The organism is Maribacter sp. ACAM166 (genome assembly GCF_005771495.1).
Taxonomy (GTDB): domain Bacteria; phylum Bacteroidota; class Bacteroidia; order Flavobacteriales; family Flavobacteriaceae; genus Maribacter.
Map to the genome: position 1 here is coordinate 40,706 of NZ_VAUW01000015.1, position 16,926 is coordinate 57,631.

A 16,926-nucleotide genomic window follows, 5' to 3' on the forward strand; every position below is an offset into this window, starting at 1 on the left:
AAAACTGTATTAATGATTTGATATATCTTTTATAAATAATTTTTTATCTGCTATAAGCTTATTAATGGTTTCGGTCACTTCAAAAAAATTTTTCAATTTTTCATCTGAAACTTCATTTATGACAGCTTCGTTAAATTGAAGCACAGTACTCTTTGAATCGTTCCTCTTTTCTAGCCCGAAATCGGTTAAATAAATAAGAACTCCCCTACCATCATTAGGGTTTGGTTTTCTCAAAATGAGTCCTTTCTGTTCCATACTTTTCAAAATTCTAGAAAGACTTGTAGCTTCCATTCCCATTTTAGGTCCTAAAGCTGTGGAAGGCGTTCCTGTCTTAGGATCAATACTCAATAATGTAAAACCTACAGCCATTGTAGAATCAAATTTTTTTGCTTCTTCATTATACATTCTAGCTACTGCTTGCCAAGTAGCTCTGAGAGCATAATCAATAGTTGCTTCTTTCATTTTGTGTGGTTGGTTCTCAAATATAAACATATTTATTATGCATGCATAATAAATACGCAAAAAATTTAACAATCTAGAATACCTTTCCTTAGGTAGGTGATTTTAGAATATCTTTTTCTCGTTTTTTATTTTTTAATCAATACTTAAATTAAAAAAAGCTGAAAGAATTGTTATGGTGCATAAGTTTGGAACCATTAAGTTGAGTTTACTGCCTTAAAGATGTTGGCTGTTATACAGTTCTATGCCTAGTAAAAAAGACATGATTACTTAGCCTCCAATACCAAATAATACCAGCTGTCTATTTTAAATTAGTTATAATAAAAGGACATTTTGAGTGCTGAATTTTTCCATTATAAACCTGATGTATCAAGAACTATTTAGGGTCTAAAACGATTTTCAATACCTACCTGTCAGACGAGAATTTTTCTACATTATATATAGAAAAAATACTCGAATAGACATCAATTTGAGATATTCCTATCAAAATGCAAAACGGGTTAATACTATTTTTTATACGTTTTAAGTTGCTCTGTTGTATAAATTTCGAATGACAGTATTGAGCTATTAGAATTAATTTGCTTCTTTAGAAGCCTAGATTATGAATGACCGTAAATATCATTATAAAGTTCAATGTACTTTTCCTTTACAATTTTTCTTCTCAATTTCATGGTTGGAGTTAGGTGCCCTCCCTCAATACTCCAAACATCGGGTGTAAGTCTGAATTGTTTTATTTTTTCCCATTTTGCAAAACTCTCATTAGCGATAGTGACCTCTTCATCTATGCGAGCTAAAACTTTTTCATTGATAACAATATCAGAATTTTCGCCAACAGTAATATTATGTCTTTTTGCCCATTCGTATATATGCGCAAAATTTGGTTGAATAAGTGCTGCAGGCATTTTTTCACCTTCTCCGACAACCATTATTTGTTCTATAAATCGAGATTGTTTACATCTATTTTCCAATAATTGCGGTGCAACATATTTACCGCCAGAAGTTTTAAACATCTCTTTTTTACGATCCGTAATCTTAAGGAACCCTTCGTGATCAATTTCACCAATATCTCCGGTATGGAAGTAACCATTTTTAATAACCTCGGCAGTTTTCTCAGTATCCTTATAGTAGCCCATCATAACATTTGGTCCTTTACAAAGAATTTCACCATCCTCGGCTATTTTAACTTCCACATCCGTTATGACTTTACCCACACTTCCAATTTTCCAACCATGGTTACGAACATCATTCACTGAAATAACTGGTGAGGTTTCCGTTAGTCCATAGCCTTCCATAACAGGAATACCCGCCGCTCCAAAAATTCGACTTAAACGTGGTTGTAATGCTGCACTACCAGAAACCATAATACCTAGATTACCACCTAAACCTTCTTGCCATTTACTGAAAATCAATTTACGTGCAATAGATAACTTGAATTCGTACCACCATCCGTTGGCTCGATAAGGCTCGAACTTTAGTCCGACATCTACTGCCCAAAAGAATAAGCGTTTCTTTATTCCGGTTAAATTAGAACCTTTTGCAATAATTGCCTCATATACTTTTTCTAACAACCTTGGTACTACGGTCATCAAATTAGGTTTCACTTCTTTAAGATTATCACTTATTTTATCTAAGCCCTCAGCAAAATAAATTTCTATACCACAATATTGATAGAGGTAGAGAATCATTCGTTCGAAAATATGACAGACCGGTAAAAAGCTTAAAGCACTATCATGAGTATTGGATGGTACACGTTCTTTACTTGCAACAACGTTAGAAACAAGATTTTCATGGGACATCATTACTCCTTTTGGCCTGCCTGTAGTGCCTGAGGTGTAAATAAGCGTAGCAAGATCTGTAGGTTTAACACTAGCTTTTAATTCTTCAACTTCTTCTTGGTTACTCTTATCGAATCCTTGGTCCAAGACTTCCTGCCAATTTGAGCAATTCTCAATTTCATTAAAAGCATATACTGCCTTTAAAGACTTTACATTTTTCTTAATACGATTCACCTTGTTCAGCACCTCAATGCATGAGACAAAGCAATATTTCGCCTCGGAATGATTTAAGACATACTCATATTCTTCTTCCGATATGGTAGGGTAAATGGGAACATTTTGAGCACCAATTTGTAAAATACCAATATCTAGTATATTCCATTCTGTTCTATTAGTCAATGAAATAACTGCGATTTTATCATTTGGTTTAATCCCCAAACGAAGTAACCCGCGACTAATTGCATTTGCCTTATCAATATATTCTTGGGTGGAGGTAGAAATCCACTTACCATCTTTTTTTGTAACGAGCGCCTTTTCAAGATTGTAGTGCTCCAGTTGGTAGTAAGGAATATCGAATAGCCGGGTAATCTTTTGCATGTTCAATTTATTAATCAATGCAAAATAAGCAAAGGGAATGGGATTTTAAAATGGTATTTTCATTTTAAAGCCTAATCTATTAAGGAATTAATATAAATTTTTATCATTAATACTTTTATAAGCTTCATATTCAGCAGTATGGGTTGAAGTCAGATTAATATAAAATTATTAATCTGACTTCAACCCAGAAAATGAGTAATCAGTATAATTAGCTATTTTTTCCTATCCATTTCTTAGCATTAGTGAAAGCTTCTAACCATGGTGAAACTTCATCAGTTCTATTTACTGGATAATGAGCCCAGTTCCAAGGGAATATAGACCGTTCAATATGCGGCATAGTCACTAAATGACGGCCAGTTTTATCACAAAGCATAGCTGTGTTAAAATCACTTCCATTAGGGTTCGCAGGATAGCCTTCATAGCCATATTTAGCTACGATGTCATAATTATCTTCAGATAGTGGTAGCTTGAATTTACCTTCCCCATGAGAAATCCATACGCCAAGTTTGGTTCCTTCTAAGGTTGAAAGCATGACTGAATTATTCTTTTGAATTTCTACGGATGTAAAATTACTTTCATGTTTGTGAGAATCATTATAGGTCATTTTGCCATGAGTTTCGTGTTCTGGATTAATAAGGTCCAATTCCATAAACAATTGACAGCCATTACAAATACCGACCGATAATGTGTCTGGTCTTGCAAAAAAGTTTTTAATAACCGTGTTTGCTTTTTCATTGTATTTTATCGCTCCGGCCCATCCTTTTGCACTTCCTAATACATCTGAGTTAGAGAAGCCACCAACAGCACCCAAGAATTGAATGTCCTCTAAATTCTCACGACCAGTAATTAAATCGGTCATGTGAACATCTTTTACATCAAAACCGGCTAAATACATGGCGTTTGCCATTTCACGCTCAGAATTACTACCTTTTTCACGTAAAATAGCGGCTTTTGGCCTAGCTTTAGTTTGTTTATTGGAACGGTTTGGAAGGCTGATGGGAGCTGAAGTAGGGAATACGTATTTTAAAGGTTGTACTTTGTAATTGTCGTACCTATCTTTTGCTAAGTCATTTGCAGTTTGTTGTGCATCCAATAAATAAGAGGTTTTAAACCAAGTATCTCTTAAAGACTCGATATTTAGCCCCAATTCCATACCATTATTCTTGATGGTAAATGTAGCGTCAGTAGTTGCTGTTCCTATTTTTTTGAAATTAATCTCTGCTGCCTCTAATTTAGCTTCAATGCTGTCGTCCATAGCTTGAAAAACAATACCTGCATTCTCAGAAAATAGGACTTTGATAGTGTCAGATTCTCCCAAATCGGAGATATCTAAATTAGCACCCAACTGTGTGTCAGCAAAGCATAATTCTACTAAAGTAGTAATTAATCCACCGGAAGCAACATCATGACCTGCAACAATTTCACCTTCTTTGATTAATGATTGAATAGTGTTGAAAACCGTTTTAAAGTACGCTGAATTTATTATCGTAGGTGTTTCATTTCCAATACTATTTCTGGTTTGGGCAAAAGAAGAGCCGCCTAGTTTAAAATTGTCTTTGGATAAATTGATGTAATAAATAGCCCCTGCATCTTTCTGTAGAACCGGCTCAATTACTTTCGTTATATCATTACAATTTCCAGCTGCCGAAATAACTACGGTACCTGGCGAGATTACTTCACCATCACTATATTTCTGTTTCATGGAAAGTGAATCCTTTCCTGTTGGAACATTGATACCTAATTCAATAGCAAATTCAGAAACTGCCTGCACTGCTTTGTATAAACGGGCATCTTCTCCTTCATTTTTACAAGGCCACATCCAATTTGCAGATAGTGAAACCGATTTTAATCCGTCCTTCAAAGGTGCCCAAACAAGGTTGGTAAGGGCTTCGGCAATACTATTTTTACTTCCAGCAGCTGGATCTATCAAAGCAGAAATAGGGGAGTGGCCTATACTTGTTGCTATACCTTCTTTTCCTTTATAATCTAGAGCCATTACACCACAGTTGTTCAATGGTAATTGTAAAGGTCCAACACATTGTTGTTTGGCAACTTTACCTCCCACACAGCGGTCAACTTTATTAGTGAGCCAATCCTTACATGCTACTGCCTCTAATTGCAAAACAGCATCTAGGTAGTCATGGAAAAACTCCAATGAATATTCGGCATTTTTATAATTACGACGAATAGTTACATCGTTCATGATTGTTTTTGGAGAGCTGCCGAACATATCCGACAGTGCCAAATCCATAGGTTTTACCCCAGTCGTTTTAGATTCGAAGGTAAAACGATCATCACCGGTCACATCACCAACCTCATATATCGGTGAGCGTTCGCGATTAGCAATACGCTTCAAAAGCTCGATATCGTTTTTACCTATCACAAGCCCCATACGTTCCTGTGATTCGTTTCCTATTATCTCTTTTACAGAAAGAGTAGGGTCCCCAACAGGTAATTTATCCAAGTCAATAGTACCTCCGGTTTCTTCTACTAATTCTGACAAGCAATTTAGATGACCACCAGCACCATGATCATGTATTGATACTATAGTGTTTTCATCACTTTCAACCATACCACGTATGGCATTCGCAGCTCTTTTTTGCATTTCTGGATTCGAACGCTGAACAGCATTAAGCTCTATGGCTGCGCTAAACTCCCCAGTATCTGCACTAGAAACCGCAGCCCCGCCCATACCAATTCGGTAATTATCACCACCGAGAATAACAATTTTGTTTCCAACTTGTGGTTTATCCTTCAAGGCTTGTTCTATTTTACCATAGCCAATACCACCAGCTTGCATAATCACCTTGTCATAACCTAGTCTTCTAGTTTCGAATTTGCTAGACGAACTTGGTGATGAATCAGTATCCTGAGCAGAGTCGAATGGCACTGTAGCTTCATCGTATTCGAAGGTAAGTACAGAACCGGCTATTAATGGTTGTCCGAATTTGTTTCCAAAATCTGAAGCGCCATTTGAAGCTTTAATTAAGATATCCATTGGTGTTTGGTACAACCAATCTCTTTCTTTCATGCCATTTTCCCATGCACGGTCTTTTGTTAACCTTGAATAAGCGGTCATGTAAACAGCTGTGCCAGCTAAGGGCAATGAACCTTTTCCACCAGCTAAACGGTCACGTATTTCTCCACCAGCACCAGTAGCGGCACCATTAAATGGCTCTACCGTGGTTGGGAAATTATGGGTTTCCGCTTTCACTGAAATGACGGAGTCGAATGATTTTTCTTGATAATAATCTGGCTTGTCGGCCGTTTTAGGGGCGAATTGAATTACGGTCGGACCTTTTACAAACGCTACGTTATCTTTATAGGCTGAGACAATAGCGTTAGGGTGTTCTTGTGCTGTTTTTTTGATAAGTTTGAATAACGAACTCGGCATTTCCTGTCCATCAATGATAAATGTACCATTGAATATCTTGTGTCTACAATGTTCTGAATTCACTTGGCTAAACCCGAATACCTCGGAGTCGGTCAATTTTCGACCCAGTTTTTCACTCAGATTTTCGAGATAATTTACTTCTTCGTCATTTAGCGCCAAACCTTCTTGTTGATTGAACGCAGCGATATCTGCGATGTTCAAAATTGGTTTTGGCTCAACATCAATATCGAAAAGTTCTTGACTAAGGGTATTGAATTTCTGCGAAAGCATCGAATCAAAATCAATAAAATTATCCGCGACAGCGTTAAATTCTTCAATTCGAATGATTCCAACAATGCCCATGTTTTGGCTGATTTCTGTAGCATTGGTGCTCCATGGTGTAATCATGGCAGCTCTTGGGCCAACAAAAGAGGCGTCTAGAGACGCCGCATTTATTTTAGGTTGGTTACCGAATAACCATATAAGTTTACTTGTATCTTCTGATGAAAGTTCCTTAGCGGTCTGTACCGCAAAAACCTTTTTGCTAGGTTCCCCAAAAAAGTGAATCATTTAGTGTGCTTGATGTTGATTTTAAAAGTACAAAATTAAGGTTTTACCCGCTATAATTTACGGGAAATGAAAACACTTTTTAACAGGTATTGTTAATGAATTCAGCAATGGATTGATAAATGAATGTGTATTCCTCTTTTGTTTAAGTAACGAAATACAAACTAAGTATGAATATTAGATTTTTAATATATTTTCTTTAAAGTATGTTTTTTATACTAAGTATGCTAAATTAGCATAGATAAATTTAAATCTCTTAGTTCCGAATCATGAAGCAGAAAAGTTCGCAGCATACTTTAACAAATTCAAAGAGTTTAGGTTTAGACTTATGTATGAACATGATAGGGGGTAAATGGAAACCGATAATATTATTTTGTATACCTAAAGGAATAAATCGTTTTAATAAGTTATTCACTGAAATAGAAGGAATTAACCGTCAAATGCTCAGTAAACAGCTAAAAGAACTTGAAAAGTCCGGAGTTTTAGATCGGACTTTATTTCCTGAGATTCCGCCAAGAGTAGAGTATACGTTAACTCCTTTAGGAAAGTCTCTTTTGCCTATAGTTCAATCCATGAACCGATGGGGACAAAAACAAAAATTAGGCACTATACATATCAAAAGTTCGAAGACCCAACAATTACCGCTATTCGAATAATACTTTCGCTGTTGAAGTTCAATTTTAATCCTGCCTCAAGCTTTTGCAGTTTTTGATTTTAAAAATTGGAATTAGTTAGAAATATGACTTCTTCAATTTGAATTAGGTAAAAATTGATGATGGACTCCTTTGTGAGATTGATTTTATGTATCTTTTACTAACTAATTCAAAACCAATATGAAACACAAAACTACCCTTTTCACAATTGCATGCTGTTTATTATCTACTGTCGGCATGTATTCACAAAATAAAAAGTCTAATAAACAGATTGAAAAATTAAAATCTGAAGTTGCTGCTATTGTTGAGGACACTAAAAAGCAATCGCAAGTAATGGTTGATAAAATTTTTAGTTTTTCGGAATTAGGATTTCAAGAAATTGAATCCTCTAAATACTTAACAGGAATACTGGCCGATAATGGATTTGAAATTGAAAACTCCATATCGGGAATTCCCACAGCCTGGTTTGCCACTTGGAGTAATGGTGAGGGGCCAATTATTGCTTTGGGTAGTGATGTTGATTGTATTCCGAAGGCATCGCAGTACCCAGGTGTGGCGTATCATAAACCTATCGTTGAAGGTGCTCCAGGGCATGGCGAAGGGCATAATTCTGGAATTCCGATGAATATATCATCTGCACTGGCAGTTAAGAAAATCATGGAGCGCGAGAATATTGGAGGTACACTGGTGATATGGCCAGGTATAGCAGAGGAGTTGGTTGCGGCTAAAGCTTGGTATGTAAGGGACGGACTTTTTGATGATATCGATATGTGTATTTTCACCCATGTTGGTGATAACCTAGGAGTGTCTTATGGCTCTACTAGAGGTACAGGTTTGATATCGGTTGAATATGCTTTTGAAGGAGAAGCGGCTCATTCTGCTGGGTCACCATGGCGTGGTAAAAGTGCTTTGGATGCTGCAGAATTAATGAACATTGGGTGGAATTATAAAAGAGAACATTTACATCCTTTAAAACGCTCACATTCTATTTTCACAGATGCTGGTGATCAACCTAATGTAGTACCATCAAAGGCTGCAATCTGGTTTTACTTTAGGGATATTAAATATGAGGGAATCATGGAAATGTATGCCTTGGCAAACGATATGGCTAAAGGAGCAGCATTAATGACAGGTACGACTATGACCTCTAAGGTATTGGGAACCGCTTGGCCACGTCATTATAATAAGGTAATTGCAGAATCGATGTATTCTAATATTAAAAAAATTGGATTGCCTACATGGTCTGATGCTGATCAAAAATTAGCAAAAGCCGTACAGACAGAAGTTAGTTCTGAAAAGATAGAAGGCTTGCCACTGAAGTTGGACACTATCGGACTTCCTGTAATAGACCCTATTAGTGGTGGGTCAGATGATATTGGTGATATCTCATGGAAAGTTCCAACGGTTACCTTGCGATACCCATCAAACATTCCTGGTTTGCAAGGACATCATTGGAGTAATGCTATTGCAATGGCTACCCCTATTGCGCATAAAGGGGTCGTAGCCGGAGCAAAGGTTGAGGCAATGACTATTTTAGATTTTTTATTAAAGCCAGAATTGTTAAAGGGAGCTTGGAGTTATTTTAATAATGAGCAACAGAAAGAAACAAAGTATCAACCTATGATTTCTGAAAGTGATATGCCACCTATTTATTTAAATAAGGATAAACAGGATCAATTTAGACCTGCATTGGAGAAATTCTATTATGATGAAACAAAGTATGATACTTATTTGGAGCAATTAGGTGTAGAGTATCCAACTTTGAGAGAATAATAGTGATATGCCGAAACTATTATTCTAATAGGTTTGGGTTGATAAAAAGAGTAATCGAAAAAGCCTTTCAGTCTGTGAAAACTGAAAGGCTTTTTTTATAATTAATTTTGCATTGAAGTAGGACTAAGTATCTCGTTCTAGATACCCTTTTCTAACAGCGCCATATAGAAGCCGTCATAACCACTTTTAGAAGCATATACTTTTTTCTCTTTCACCAATTTAAAATCTTTTCCTTCCTCAGAACGTAAAAATGACTTCACTTGGTTATTATTTTCCTGAGGTAATATTGAACAGGTTGCGTACACAAGTTTTCCGCCAGGTTTAAGTATTTTACTATAATTTCTAAGAATCTCCTGTTGGGTTTTGACAATTTTAGCTAAAAATTCAGGCTGCATTTTCCACTTAGAATCTGGATTCCTTCTTAAAACGCCTAAACCAGTACATGGAGCATCAATTAATACTCTATCAGCACTGCCGTAAAGCTTTTTAAATACTTTAGTTGAGTCAATTTCACGAGGCTCAATATTGTGAGCACCATTACGTCTGGCTCGTCTTTTTAATTCCTTTAATTTACTTCCGTAAATATCCATTGAAATCAATTGACCTTTATTTTCCATTAATGCTGCCAAATGCAATGATTTCCCACCAGCTCCTGCACAAGTATCAACTACGCGCTGTCCTGGTTCAACATCTAGAAATTCAGCAACCAATTGAGAAGAAGCATCTTGTACCTCAAACATTCCCTTTTTAAAAGCTTCTGTTACAAAAACGTTTGCTCTTTCCACAAGTTTTAATGCAGAAGGATAACCCTTAATCGGCTCAGCCACAATATTCTCATCTAACAGGGCTTTTCGAAGTTCCTCTTTCGTAGTCTTTAAGGTGTTGGTGCGTAAAATCACCTCTGCAGGTACATTGAGCTTGGCAATTTCTGCTGTCCATAATTTATCACCTAAGGCCTTTTCTCCTAACTCATCTATCCAATCAGGAATGGCTTCCCTAAATTTTCTTATTTGGGAAAGTTCATCAAATTTACCTTTGATTCTTCTTTCTGGTGTCGGTTCGATTTGTTTCCAATCGGGAAGTTGAATTCCTTTCAATACGGCCCAAACGGCCCACATACGAAAAAGGTCAGGTCTGCTAAAAGGAGCTTTAATCTCTGCTATTTCAGTATAAAGTCTTTTGTACCGCACCATTTCATAGGTAGTTTCGGCAATGAAGCCGCGATCACGTGCACCCCAGCGTTTGTCAAAACGAAGTACCTTTTGTACCACCTTATCTGCATATTCATTCTCGTTGAATACAAGGTTTAAGGCATCTATTACGGCAAAAACCAGATTTCTATGTAATTTCATTTGAAGTGATATTAATTTACTTGGCTAGAACTTTAGTACCATTCCTCAATAGTTAATCAAGTTTAAAGATGGCTCTTTCCTCCAAAAAATTATGGCTGCAAAGGTATTGTTTTAGAAGTGATTCCATTTATTTTTGAAGAACTTTATACCTTTCATCATGCGCTATACCTTTCTTATTATCATTTTACTGGTTTCTTGTTCAAAACCTATTAAACCAGTTACCTTCAATAGTGTTACGCTCAATGATATCTACACTGATTCATTAAGTATACGTGCGATAGAACTAATGGGTAATAGTTTAGCCTTCGCTGCTAATAGGGGAACATTTGGTACGGTTGATTTGGGCACTGGGAAAGTACGGGCAAATGTTGAAAAACACCATACTACCATTCCTGAGTTTAGAGCCATTACGCATACTTCAACTGACTTCTTTATGTTGTCTGTAGAAACACCTGCATTGTTATATAAGACAGGAAAAAATGGACGAATGGAATTGGTGTATACCGAAGAAGGGGAAGGCGTATTTTATGACGCAATGACCTTTTGGAACGATACGGATGGTATTGCGGTTGGCGACACTGTAGAAGGTTGCCTAAGTATTATTATAACCGAAGATGGGGGAACAACGTGGTCTAAACTACCCTGTTCCCAATTACCCGAAGGTATTGAGAGTGAAGGTGCATTTGCAGCTAGTAATACTAATATTAAGACCGTTGGAACTGAAGTTTGGATAGCTACCACTAGTGGTCGAATATACCATTCATCGGATAAGGGTAAACAATGGGATGACTATCAAACTCCTTTACGAAGTGCGGAGCCAACTGAGGGTATTTATTCCATTGATTTTAATGACAATCTTATAGGTGTTGCAATTGGCGGAGATTATACGAAACCCGATAATGCCGTTGCAAATAAAGCTATCACAAAAGACGGTGGAAAAACGTGGCAGCTACTTTCTGATGGTAATCAGCCAGGATATAAAAGTTGTATTCAGTTTGTTCCTGGCACTAATGGTTATGGATTAGTAGCTGTCGGTTTTACAGGTATTTCTTATTCTGCTGATATGGGTTTAAATTGGAAAGAACTATCAAAAGAATCATTTTATACCTTACGATTTCAGAATGACTCTGTTGCTTATGCCGCAGGTAAAAATCGAATTTCTAAGCTAATTTTCAAATAGGTTATTTACCCCCTTTGTTGTGTCGGTATTGCTTTATTAATTGACGTTTAAATTCTTCTTCTGAACTTAATAGTAATAGTGTTTTTTTAGCGGATATAACGTTACTAACCTCTTTGAGAAATTCATTATCCAATTCCTCTTCTTCCTCTTCAAGTTGAATATGCTGTTTTAGTAATTGTACGGCTTCCTTTTCAGAAAGGGTTTCGACATCCCTGATTTTATTTCTAATTTGATGATGCTCTCGTTTGCGTAAAGCACTTCTTTTTTCTTCATAATCGTTATAGACAGGCCAAAATTCTTGTGCCTCCTTGCTACTTAACGAAAGTTTTTCAGTAATAAAAGCCACTTTTAAGGATTTTATTTTCTCCCAATCTGGTTTGTCTTGACCAAATGATATGGTCGTTGTAAGTATGAATAATAATACGATATATTTATTCATTTTCTTGTATGTTAAGTTCTTCAAAATCATTAATATTTTCATTTAAATAATCTAGAATATTATCATTCTCGATAGGAGAATTTAAAATATCCGAAAATTCAGTATTAGTTACGGGAATAACTTTTGCAATCTCATAAGAGGATAATCCGAAATCATTATTCTCAAAATAAGCTTCTATGTCTGTATTTGCCAAATCGCTAAAATTCAGTTCGTCTGTAGTATTCCAATTCAAACCTACATAAATAAAGGCGATAGCAGCTATAGACGCTGCAACAGCTATAATTTTATTTACAGGATAAAGTTGTACTACTTTAGTCTCCGCATTCAGCTTACCAGTCAACCTATCATTAAAAGTTTCAAAATAATTATCTGGAACCATGAATGCACTATCCTTTGGGATAGCAGGTTTATCATCAGATAATTTTTCCATCAATTCATCCTGAAAAATATCAAAATAGCCTTCTGGAGTTTTAAACGGATGTTTGTTGTTCTTTTTCATGATATTTATTTGACTATCAAATACATAAATAGTTTAATCTGTTTTCAAATACTGTTCCACTTTTTTTACGGCTAAATGATAGGATGCTTTTAAACCACCGACTGAAGTTTCTAATATTGCTGAAATTTCTTCATATTTCAATTCTTGAAAGTATTTCATATTGAATACCAATTTTTGTTTCTCAGGCAAGGTAGCTATGGCTTGTTGAAGCTTTAATTGAATTTCATCACCTTCAAAATAAACGTCCGCCTGCAAATTGGAGACTAATTTTTCTTGATAATCTATATCGGTTATACCTTGTAAATTAGACCTTTGCTTGATGAAATTTAATGCTTCATTGGTTGCTATTCTGTACATCCAAGAAAAGAGCTTGCTGTCCCCTTTAAAACCATTAATGTTTTTATAGATTTTTATGAATGTATTCTGCAAAACATCATCTGCATCATCATGGTTTAGCACAATACCTCGAATTTGCCAGTATAAACGTTCTTTGTATGTGTTAACCAGTACTTCAAACGCTTGCGCTTGTGTATTCTTGGTTTTTAAGTCCTGTACAAATGTTTCCTCTACAATCAATTGGCTTTGAGGTTTGTTTAGTAATTGGACTATAAAGTTAACCAAAGGTTTAACTGTCTACCCAAGTTTAAGGTAGAATTACGAATACTAAGAAATATTTATTAAGGAATACATTGCTTTTAAAATGGAAGATTTAAGCGCTTAGCGATTGCATTTGAACCAATTTTTTATAAGTTCCTTGTAGCTGCATTAATTCTGTATGAGTGCCTTGTTCCACAATTTCGCCTTTATGAAGCACAACAATTGTATTGGCATTTTGAATGGTAGATAAGCGATGGGCTATAACAATCGAAGTTCTATTTTGCATCATTTTTTCTAATGCATCTTGAACTAAACGTTCGCTTTCTGTATCTAAGGCAGAAGTAGCTTCGTCTAAAATCATTATCGGAGGATTTTTTAAAACCGCCCTTGCAATAGAGAGTCGCTGTTTTTGTCCGCCACTTAATTTGTTGCCACTATCGCCAATATTAGTTTCGTAACCTTTGGGTAAATTCATTATAAAATCGTGCGCATTTGCAATTTTAGCAGCTTCGATAATTTCGTCTTGTGTGGCATTTTCTTTTCCTAAGCCGATGTTGTTTTTTATCGTATCGTTAAATAAAATAGAATCTTGGGTGACAAGGCCCAAGAGGCTACGAAGCGATTTTTTACTCAGGTCTTTAATATTGTTACCATCTATAGAAATCTCTCCTTCGTTAACATCATAAAACCGTGTTACAAGATTGGCAAGGGTGCTTTTCCCGCTACCAGATTGGCCTACCAAGGCAACGGTGCTTCCCTTTCTAACGGTTAAATTGAAATTCTTTAGAACGTAATCATCCTCGTACTTAAAAGAGATATTTTGAATGGAAATAGCATGATCAAATGATTTTTGGTCAATCGGACTTTCAACTTCAGAAATCGGATTTTCAGATTCCAATATTTCTAATACTCGTTCAGCTGCTGCATTCCCTTTTTTAACTCCGTAGGATGCTTTACTGATTGCCTTAGCAGGCGTTAGTATCTGATAAGCTAAACCCATATAGGTAATAAATAACTCCGGCTGTAAGGATTTGTCAATCAATACCATTTTACCACCATACCATAAAATTACTCCGATGGCAGCTATGCCAAAAAATTCACTAGTTGGAGATGCTAAATTTTGTCTGTTCAAAAGGCTGTTTGAGAACTGATAGAATCGTTTCGTAGATTCTTTAAAAGTATTCGAGAATTTGGTTTCAGCATTAAATGCTTTAATCACTTTTAACCCACTTAAGGTTTCTTCTAGAATTGATAGAAAAAGACCTTGCTCTTTTTGAACCTTATCAGATTTTCTTTTCAAAGATTTACCAATTAGCGATATTAGATAACCGGAAACAGGAAGAAAAATGAATACAAATAAAGTTAGCTTGGCACTTATCGCAAGCATTGCTAAAATGGTAAATAACAACGTTAAAGGTTCTCTGACAATTAGTTCAAGAATTGATAAAAAGGAATGTTGAATCTCTAATACATCAGAAGTAATTCGAGCAATTGTATCACCTTTTCGTTTTTCGGAATAAAAAGAGATTGGTAAGCTTACCGTTTTCTCGTAAAGCTCATTTCTTAAATCCTTTAATACTCCATTCCGTAAAAAAGTTATAAAATACATAGCCAAATAACCAAAAAGGTTTTTTAAAAAAAACATGGTTATTACTAATGTTACCATGAAGATTAAGGCCTGTCCCTCTCCTTCATTAGCTTTACTGGTTACAAAAAAGTTTAGCAAATCTTGTAAGTAATCTTTTGCGTGTGAAAAGCCTTTCCACTCCGGTGCAATATTTACTTTTTCTGTTTGGCCAAAAAGTACTGCAAGCATCGGAAATAATGAAACCATCGCTAGTGTAGCAAATAGTGCATAAAAGATGTTGGCAATAATATTAAGTATGGCAAAAATGCGATACGGTTTCGCAAAGCGAAGAATCTTTTTAAAATAATCCATTAAACTAAATTAAGCTCAGCTAAAATACTTTTGATTTTAGCATCAAGTTCAGCTGAAACTTTATTATAATTTTCTGCTTTATCTAATTTTGTATTGGTGCTAATATAAAATTTAACTTTTGGTTCGGTACCGCTTGGTCTTGCCGCTATTCTAGTGCCATCTTCCGTCTCATATATTAATACATTTGATTTTGGAATATCAATAGGTTTCTCACTACCAGTTAAAACATTAGTAGCAGTAGAAGTATTATAATCCTCTATCCATTTTACTTTGGAGCCAGCAACGGAATCTACAGGATTTTCTTTGAAATTTTTTAACATTTGCTTGATTTCTTCTGCACCACTAATTCCTTTTTTGGTAATGGATACCAAATGTTCCTTATAAAAACCGAATTGAATATAACAATCAATCAAATCTTTGTAAAAAGAACTGCCATTGGCTTTTGCTTGGGCAGCAATTTCACAGGCGAGTAGGGTAGAGGTTACAGCATCTTTATCCCGTACAAAATCACCGACCATGTAGCCAAAACTCTCCTCACCACCACCAACAAATTTAGATTGAGGAAAATCTTTTATCATTTTACCGATCCATTTGAATCCTGTCAATGCAGTTTTGAACTCAATACCATAAGCCTTCGCCATTTCTTCCATCATTGGTGTTGAAACAATGGTGGTAGCTATAAACTCATTGCCTTTAAATCCTTTTGCTTTCGTTTTGTCCAAAAGAAATTTGGTCATAAGTACCATCGCCTGATTTCCATTGACGATTTCCATTTTACCATCCAAATTACGAACGGCAATTCCTAAACGGTCACTATCTGGATCTGTACCAACCACCATATCAGCACCAATTTCTTCAGCCTTTTTAACGGCCATAGATAAAGCTTCCGGTTCCTCTGGATTAGGGGATTTCACAGTTGGAAAATTACCATCTGGTTTAGCCTGCTCCTCAATAATGGTTACATTTTTATATCCAGCACGTTTAAGCACTTCTGGTATTGCTGTTATCGATGTTCCGTGGAGTGCAGTGAAAACAATTTTGAAATCATCTTTTCCATCGGCATTAAAATTTCCATTTTTAACGGATTGTTCAATAAAGGCTTCATCTACTTCTTTATCAATAACTTGAATGAGATTTTCATTGGCTTTAAACTTAATGTCTTCAAAATCAAGTGAATTGATTTCTGATATAATCGATTCATCCTGTGGTGGAACTATTTGTCCGCCATCTGTCCAATACACCTTATATCCATTATATTCAGGTGGGTTGTGTGAAGCTGTCAAAACAATACCTGCATGACAGTTTAAGTGCCTCACAGCAAAAGAAAGCTCAGGTGTGGTTCGAAGGTCAGAGAATAGATATACTTTAATATTATTTGCAGAAAATACTTCTGCTACTGTTCTGGCTAAAGTATCACTGTGGTGGCGACAATCGAAAGCGATTACCACTTTAATTTCTTCACTTTTATAAACCTCATTCAGGTAATTACTCAGGCCTTGAGTGCTTTTACCTAAGGTGTATTTATTGATACGGTTTGTTCCAACGCCCATAACACCTCTCATGCCTCCAGTACCAAATTCCATGTTTTTATAAAAACGGTCGTTTAGCTCCTCTCTATCGTTTGCAATAAGGTGTTCTATTTCTTTTTTAACTGCTGGGTCAAAGAAATCGGTTAGCCACGTTTTGGCAGTATTTAGGATAGTATCCATAGTGGTAAAGTTTT

General features: G+C 35.8%; 12 protein-coding genes. 3 read left to right on the forward strand and 9 right to left on the reverse strand.

The features are described from left to right. Positions 1-9: 9 nt before the first annotated feature. From ES765_RS11750 to purL, 3 genes are all read right to left on the reverse strand, one after another. A complete protein-coding gene (locus tag ES765_RS11750) occupies positions 10-462 on the reverse strand; it encodes a MarR family winged helix-turn-helix transcriptional regulator (protein WP_138114516.1) in 453 nt (150 codons plus the stop codon). 596 nt (positions 463-1,058) lie between these two features. Continuing rightward, positions 1,059-2,831, reverse strand: coding sequence for an AMP-dependent synthetase/ligase (locus ES765_RS11755; RefSeq protein ID WP_138114517.1), 1,773 nt, complete (start codon positions 2,829-2,831; stop codon positions 1,059-1,061). A 208-nt stretch (positions 2,832-3,039) separates the two neighbouring features. Next, on the reverse strand, positions 3,040-6,774 hold the full coding sequence (gene purL / locus ES765_RS11760) for a phosphoribosylformylglycinamidine synthase (protein ID WP_138114518.1): 3,735 nt from the start codon (positions 6,772-6,774) through the stop codon (positions 3,040-3,042). A gap of 266 nt (positions 6,775-7,040) precedes the next feature. Here purL and ES765_RS11765 point away from each other — a divergent pair, with 266 nt between their 5' ends. Both ES765_RS11765 and ES765_RS11770 read left to right on the forward strand, forming a co-directional pair. After that, the gene (locus tag ES765_RS11765) at positions 7,041-7,427 is read left to right on the forward strand and encodes a winged helix-turn-helix transcriptional regulator (protein ID WP_138114519.1); all 387 of its coding nucleotides are present in this window, start codon (positions 7,041-7,043) and stop codon (positions 7,425-7,427) included. 177 nt (positions 7,428-7,604) lie between these two features. Next, on the forward strand, positions 7,605-9,197 hold the full coding sequence (locus ES765_RS11770; RefSeq protein WP_138114520.1) for an amidohydrolase: 1,593 nt from the start codon (positions 7,605-7,607) through the stop codon (positions 9,195-9,197). A 137-nt stretch (positions 9,198-9,334) separates the two neighbouring features. Here the strand turns inward: ES765_RS11770 and ES765_RS11775 are convergent, their stop codons facing one another. After that, a complete protein-coding gene (locus ES765_RS11775; RefSeq protein WP_138114521.1) occupies positions 9,335-10,549 on the reverse strand; it encodes an RsmB/NOP family class I SAM-dependent RNA methyltransferase in 1,215 nt (404 codons plus the stop codon). A 157-nt stretch (positions 10,550-10,706) separates the two neighbouring features. Here ES765_RS11775 and ES765_RS11780 point away from each other — a divergent pair, with 157 nt between their 5' ends. Further along, on the forward strand, positions 10,707-11,729 hold the full coding sequence (locus tag ES765_RS11780) for a WD40/YVTN/BNR-like repeat-containing protein (RefSeq protein ID WP_138114522.1): 1,023 nt from the start codon (positions 10,707-10,709) through the stop codon (positions 11,727-11,729). Between the two features lies 1 nt (position 11,730). Here the strand turns inward: ES765_RS11780 and ES765_RS11785 are convergent, their stop codons facing one another. The 5 genes from ES765_RS11785 to ES765_RS11805 all read right to left on the reverse strand — a co-directional run bounded on the left by ES765_RS11785 (position 11,731) and on the right by ES765_RS11805 (position 16,912). Continuing rightward, positions 11,731-12,168 carry a hypothetical protein gene (locus ES765_RS11785; protein ID WP_249356357.1) on the reverse strand — a complete coding sequence of 146 codons (438 nt, stop codon included), beginning with the start codon at positions 12,166-12,168 and terminating at the stop codon, positions 11,731-11,733. Continuing rightward, complete coding sequence (locus tag ES765_RS11790) at positions 12,161-12,667, reverse strand: hypothetical protein (RefSeq protein ID WP_138114524.1); 507 nt, start codon at positions 12,665-12,667, stop codon at positions 12,161-12,163. The genes ES765_RS11785 and ES765_RS11790 overlap by 8 nt, the downstream gene beginning before the upstream one ends. A 33-nt stretch (positions 12,668-12,700) precedes the next feature. After that, complete coding sequence (locus ES765_RS11795) at positions 12,701-13,243, reverse strand: RNA polymerase sigma factor (protein ID WP_138114525.1); 543 nt, start codon at positions 13,241-13,243, stop codon at positions 12,701-12,703. A 133-nt stretch (positions 13,244-13,376) separates the two neighbouring features. Continuing rightward, positions 13,377-15,203 carry an ABC transporter ATP-binding protein gene (locus tag ES765_RS11800; protein ID WP_138114526.1) on the reverse strand — a complete coding sequence of 609 codons (1,827 nt, stop codon included), beginning with the start codon at positions 15,201-15,203 and terminating at the stop codon, positions 13,377-13,379. Next, positions 15,203-16,912: a phospho-sugar mutase gene (locus ES765_RS11805; RefSeq protein WP_138114527.1), complete on the reverse strand. Its 1,710-nt coding sequence runs from the start codon at positions 16,910-16,912 to the stop codon at positions 15,203-15,205. Before ES765_RS11805 ends, ES765_RS11800 begins: the two co-directional genes overlap by 1 nt. Positions 16,913-16,926 lie beyond the last annotated feature (14 nt).

What these genes read in the sequence shown, in the direction of transcription:
- ES765_RS11750 (WP_138114516.1), bottom strand. Translation starts at nt 462, where the DNA reads ATGAAAGAAGCAACTATTGATTATGCTCTCAGAGCTACTTGGCAAGCA.
- ES765_RS11755 (WP_138114517.1), bottom strand. Translation starts at nt 2,831, where the DNA reads ATGCAAAAGATTACCCGGCTATTCGATATTCCTTACTACCAACTGGAG.
- purL (WP_138114518.1), bottom strand. Translation starts at nt 6,774, where the DNA reads ATGATTCACTTTTTTGGGGAACCTAGCAAAAAGGTTTTTGCGGTACAG.
- ES765_RS11765 (WP_138114519.1), top strand. Translation starts at nt 7,041, where the DNA reads ATGAAGCAGAAAAGTTCGCAGCATACTTTAACAAATTCAAAGAGTTTA.
- ES765_RS11770 (WP_138114520.1), top strand. Translation starts at nt 7,605, where the DNA reads ATGAAACACAAAACTACCCTTTTCACAATTGCATGCTGTTTATTATCT.
- ES765_RS11775 (WP_138114521.1), bottom strand. Translation starts at nt 10,549, where the DNA reads ATGAAATTACATAGAAATCTGGTTTTTGCCGTAATAGATGCCTTAAAC.
- ES765_RS11780 (WP_138114522.1), top strand. Translation starts at nt 10,707, where the DNA reads ATGCGCTATACCTTTCTTATTATCATTTTACTGGTTTCTTGTTCAAAA.
- ES765_RS11785 (WP_249356357.1), bottom strand. Translation starts at nt 12,168, where the DNA reads ATGAATAAATATATCGTATTATTATTCATACTTACAACGACCATATCA.
- ES765_RS11790 (WP_138114524.1), bottom strand. Translation starts at nt 12,667, where the DNA reads ATGAAAAAGAACAACAAACATCCGTTTAAAACTCCAGAAGGCTATTTT.
- ES765_RS11800 (WP_138114526.1), bottom strand. Translation starts at nt 15,203, where the DNA reads ATGGATTATTTTAAAAAGATTCTTCGCTTTGCGAAACCGTATCGCATT.
- ES765_RS11805 (WP_138114527.1), bottom strand. Translation starts at nt 16,912, where the DNA reads ATGGATACTATCCTAAATACTGCCAAAACGTGGCTAACCGATTTCTTT.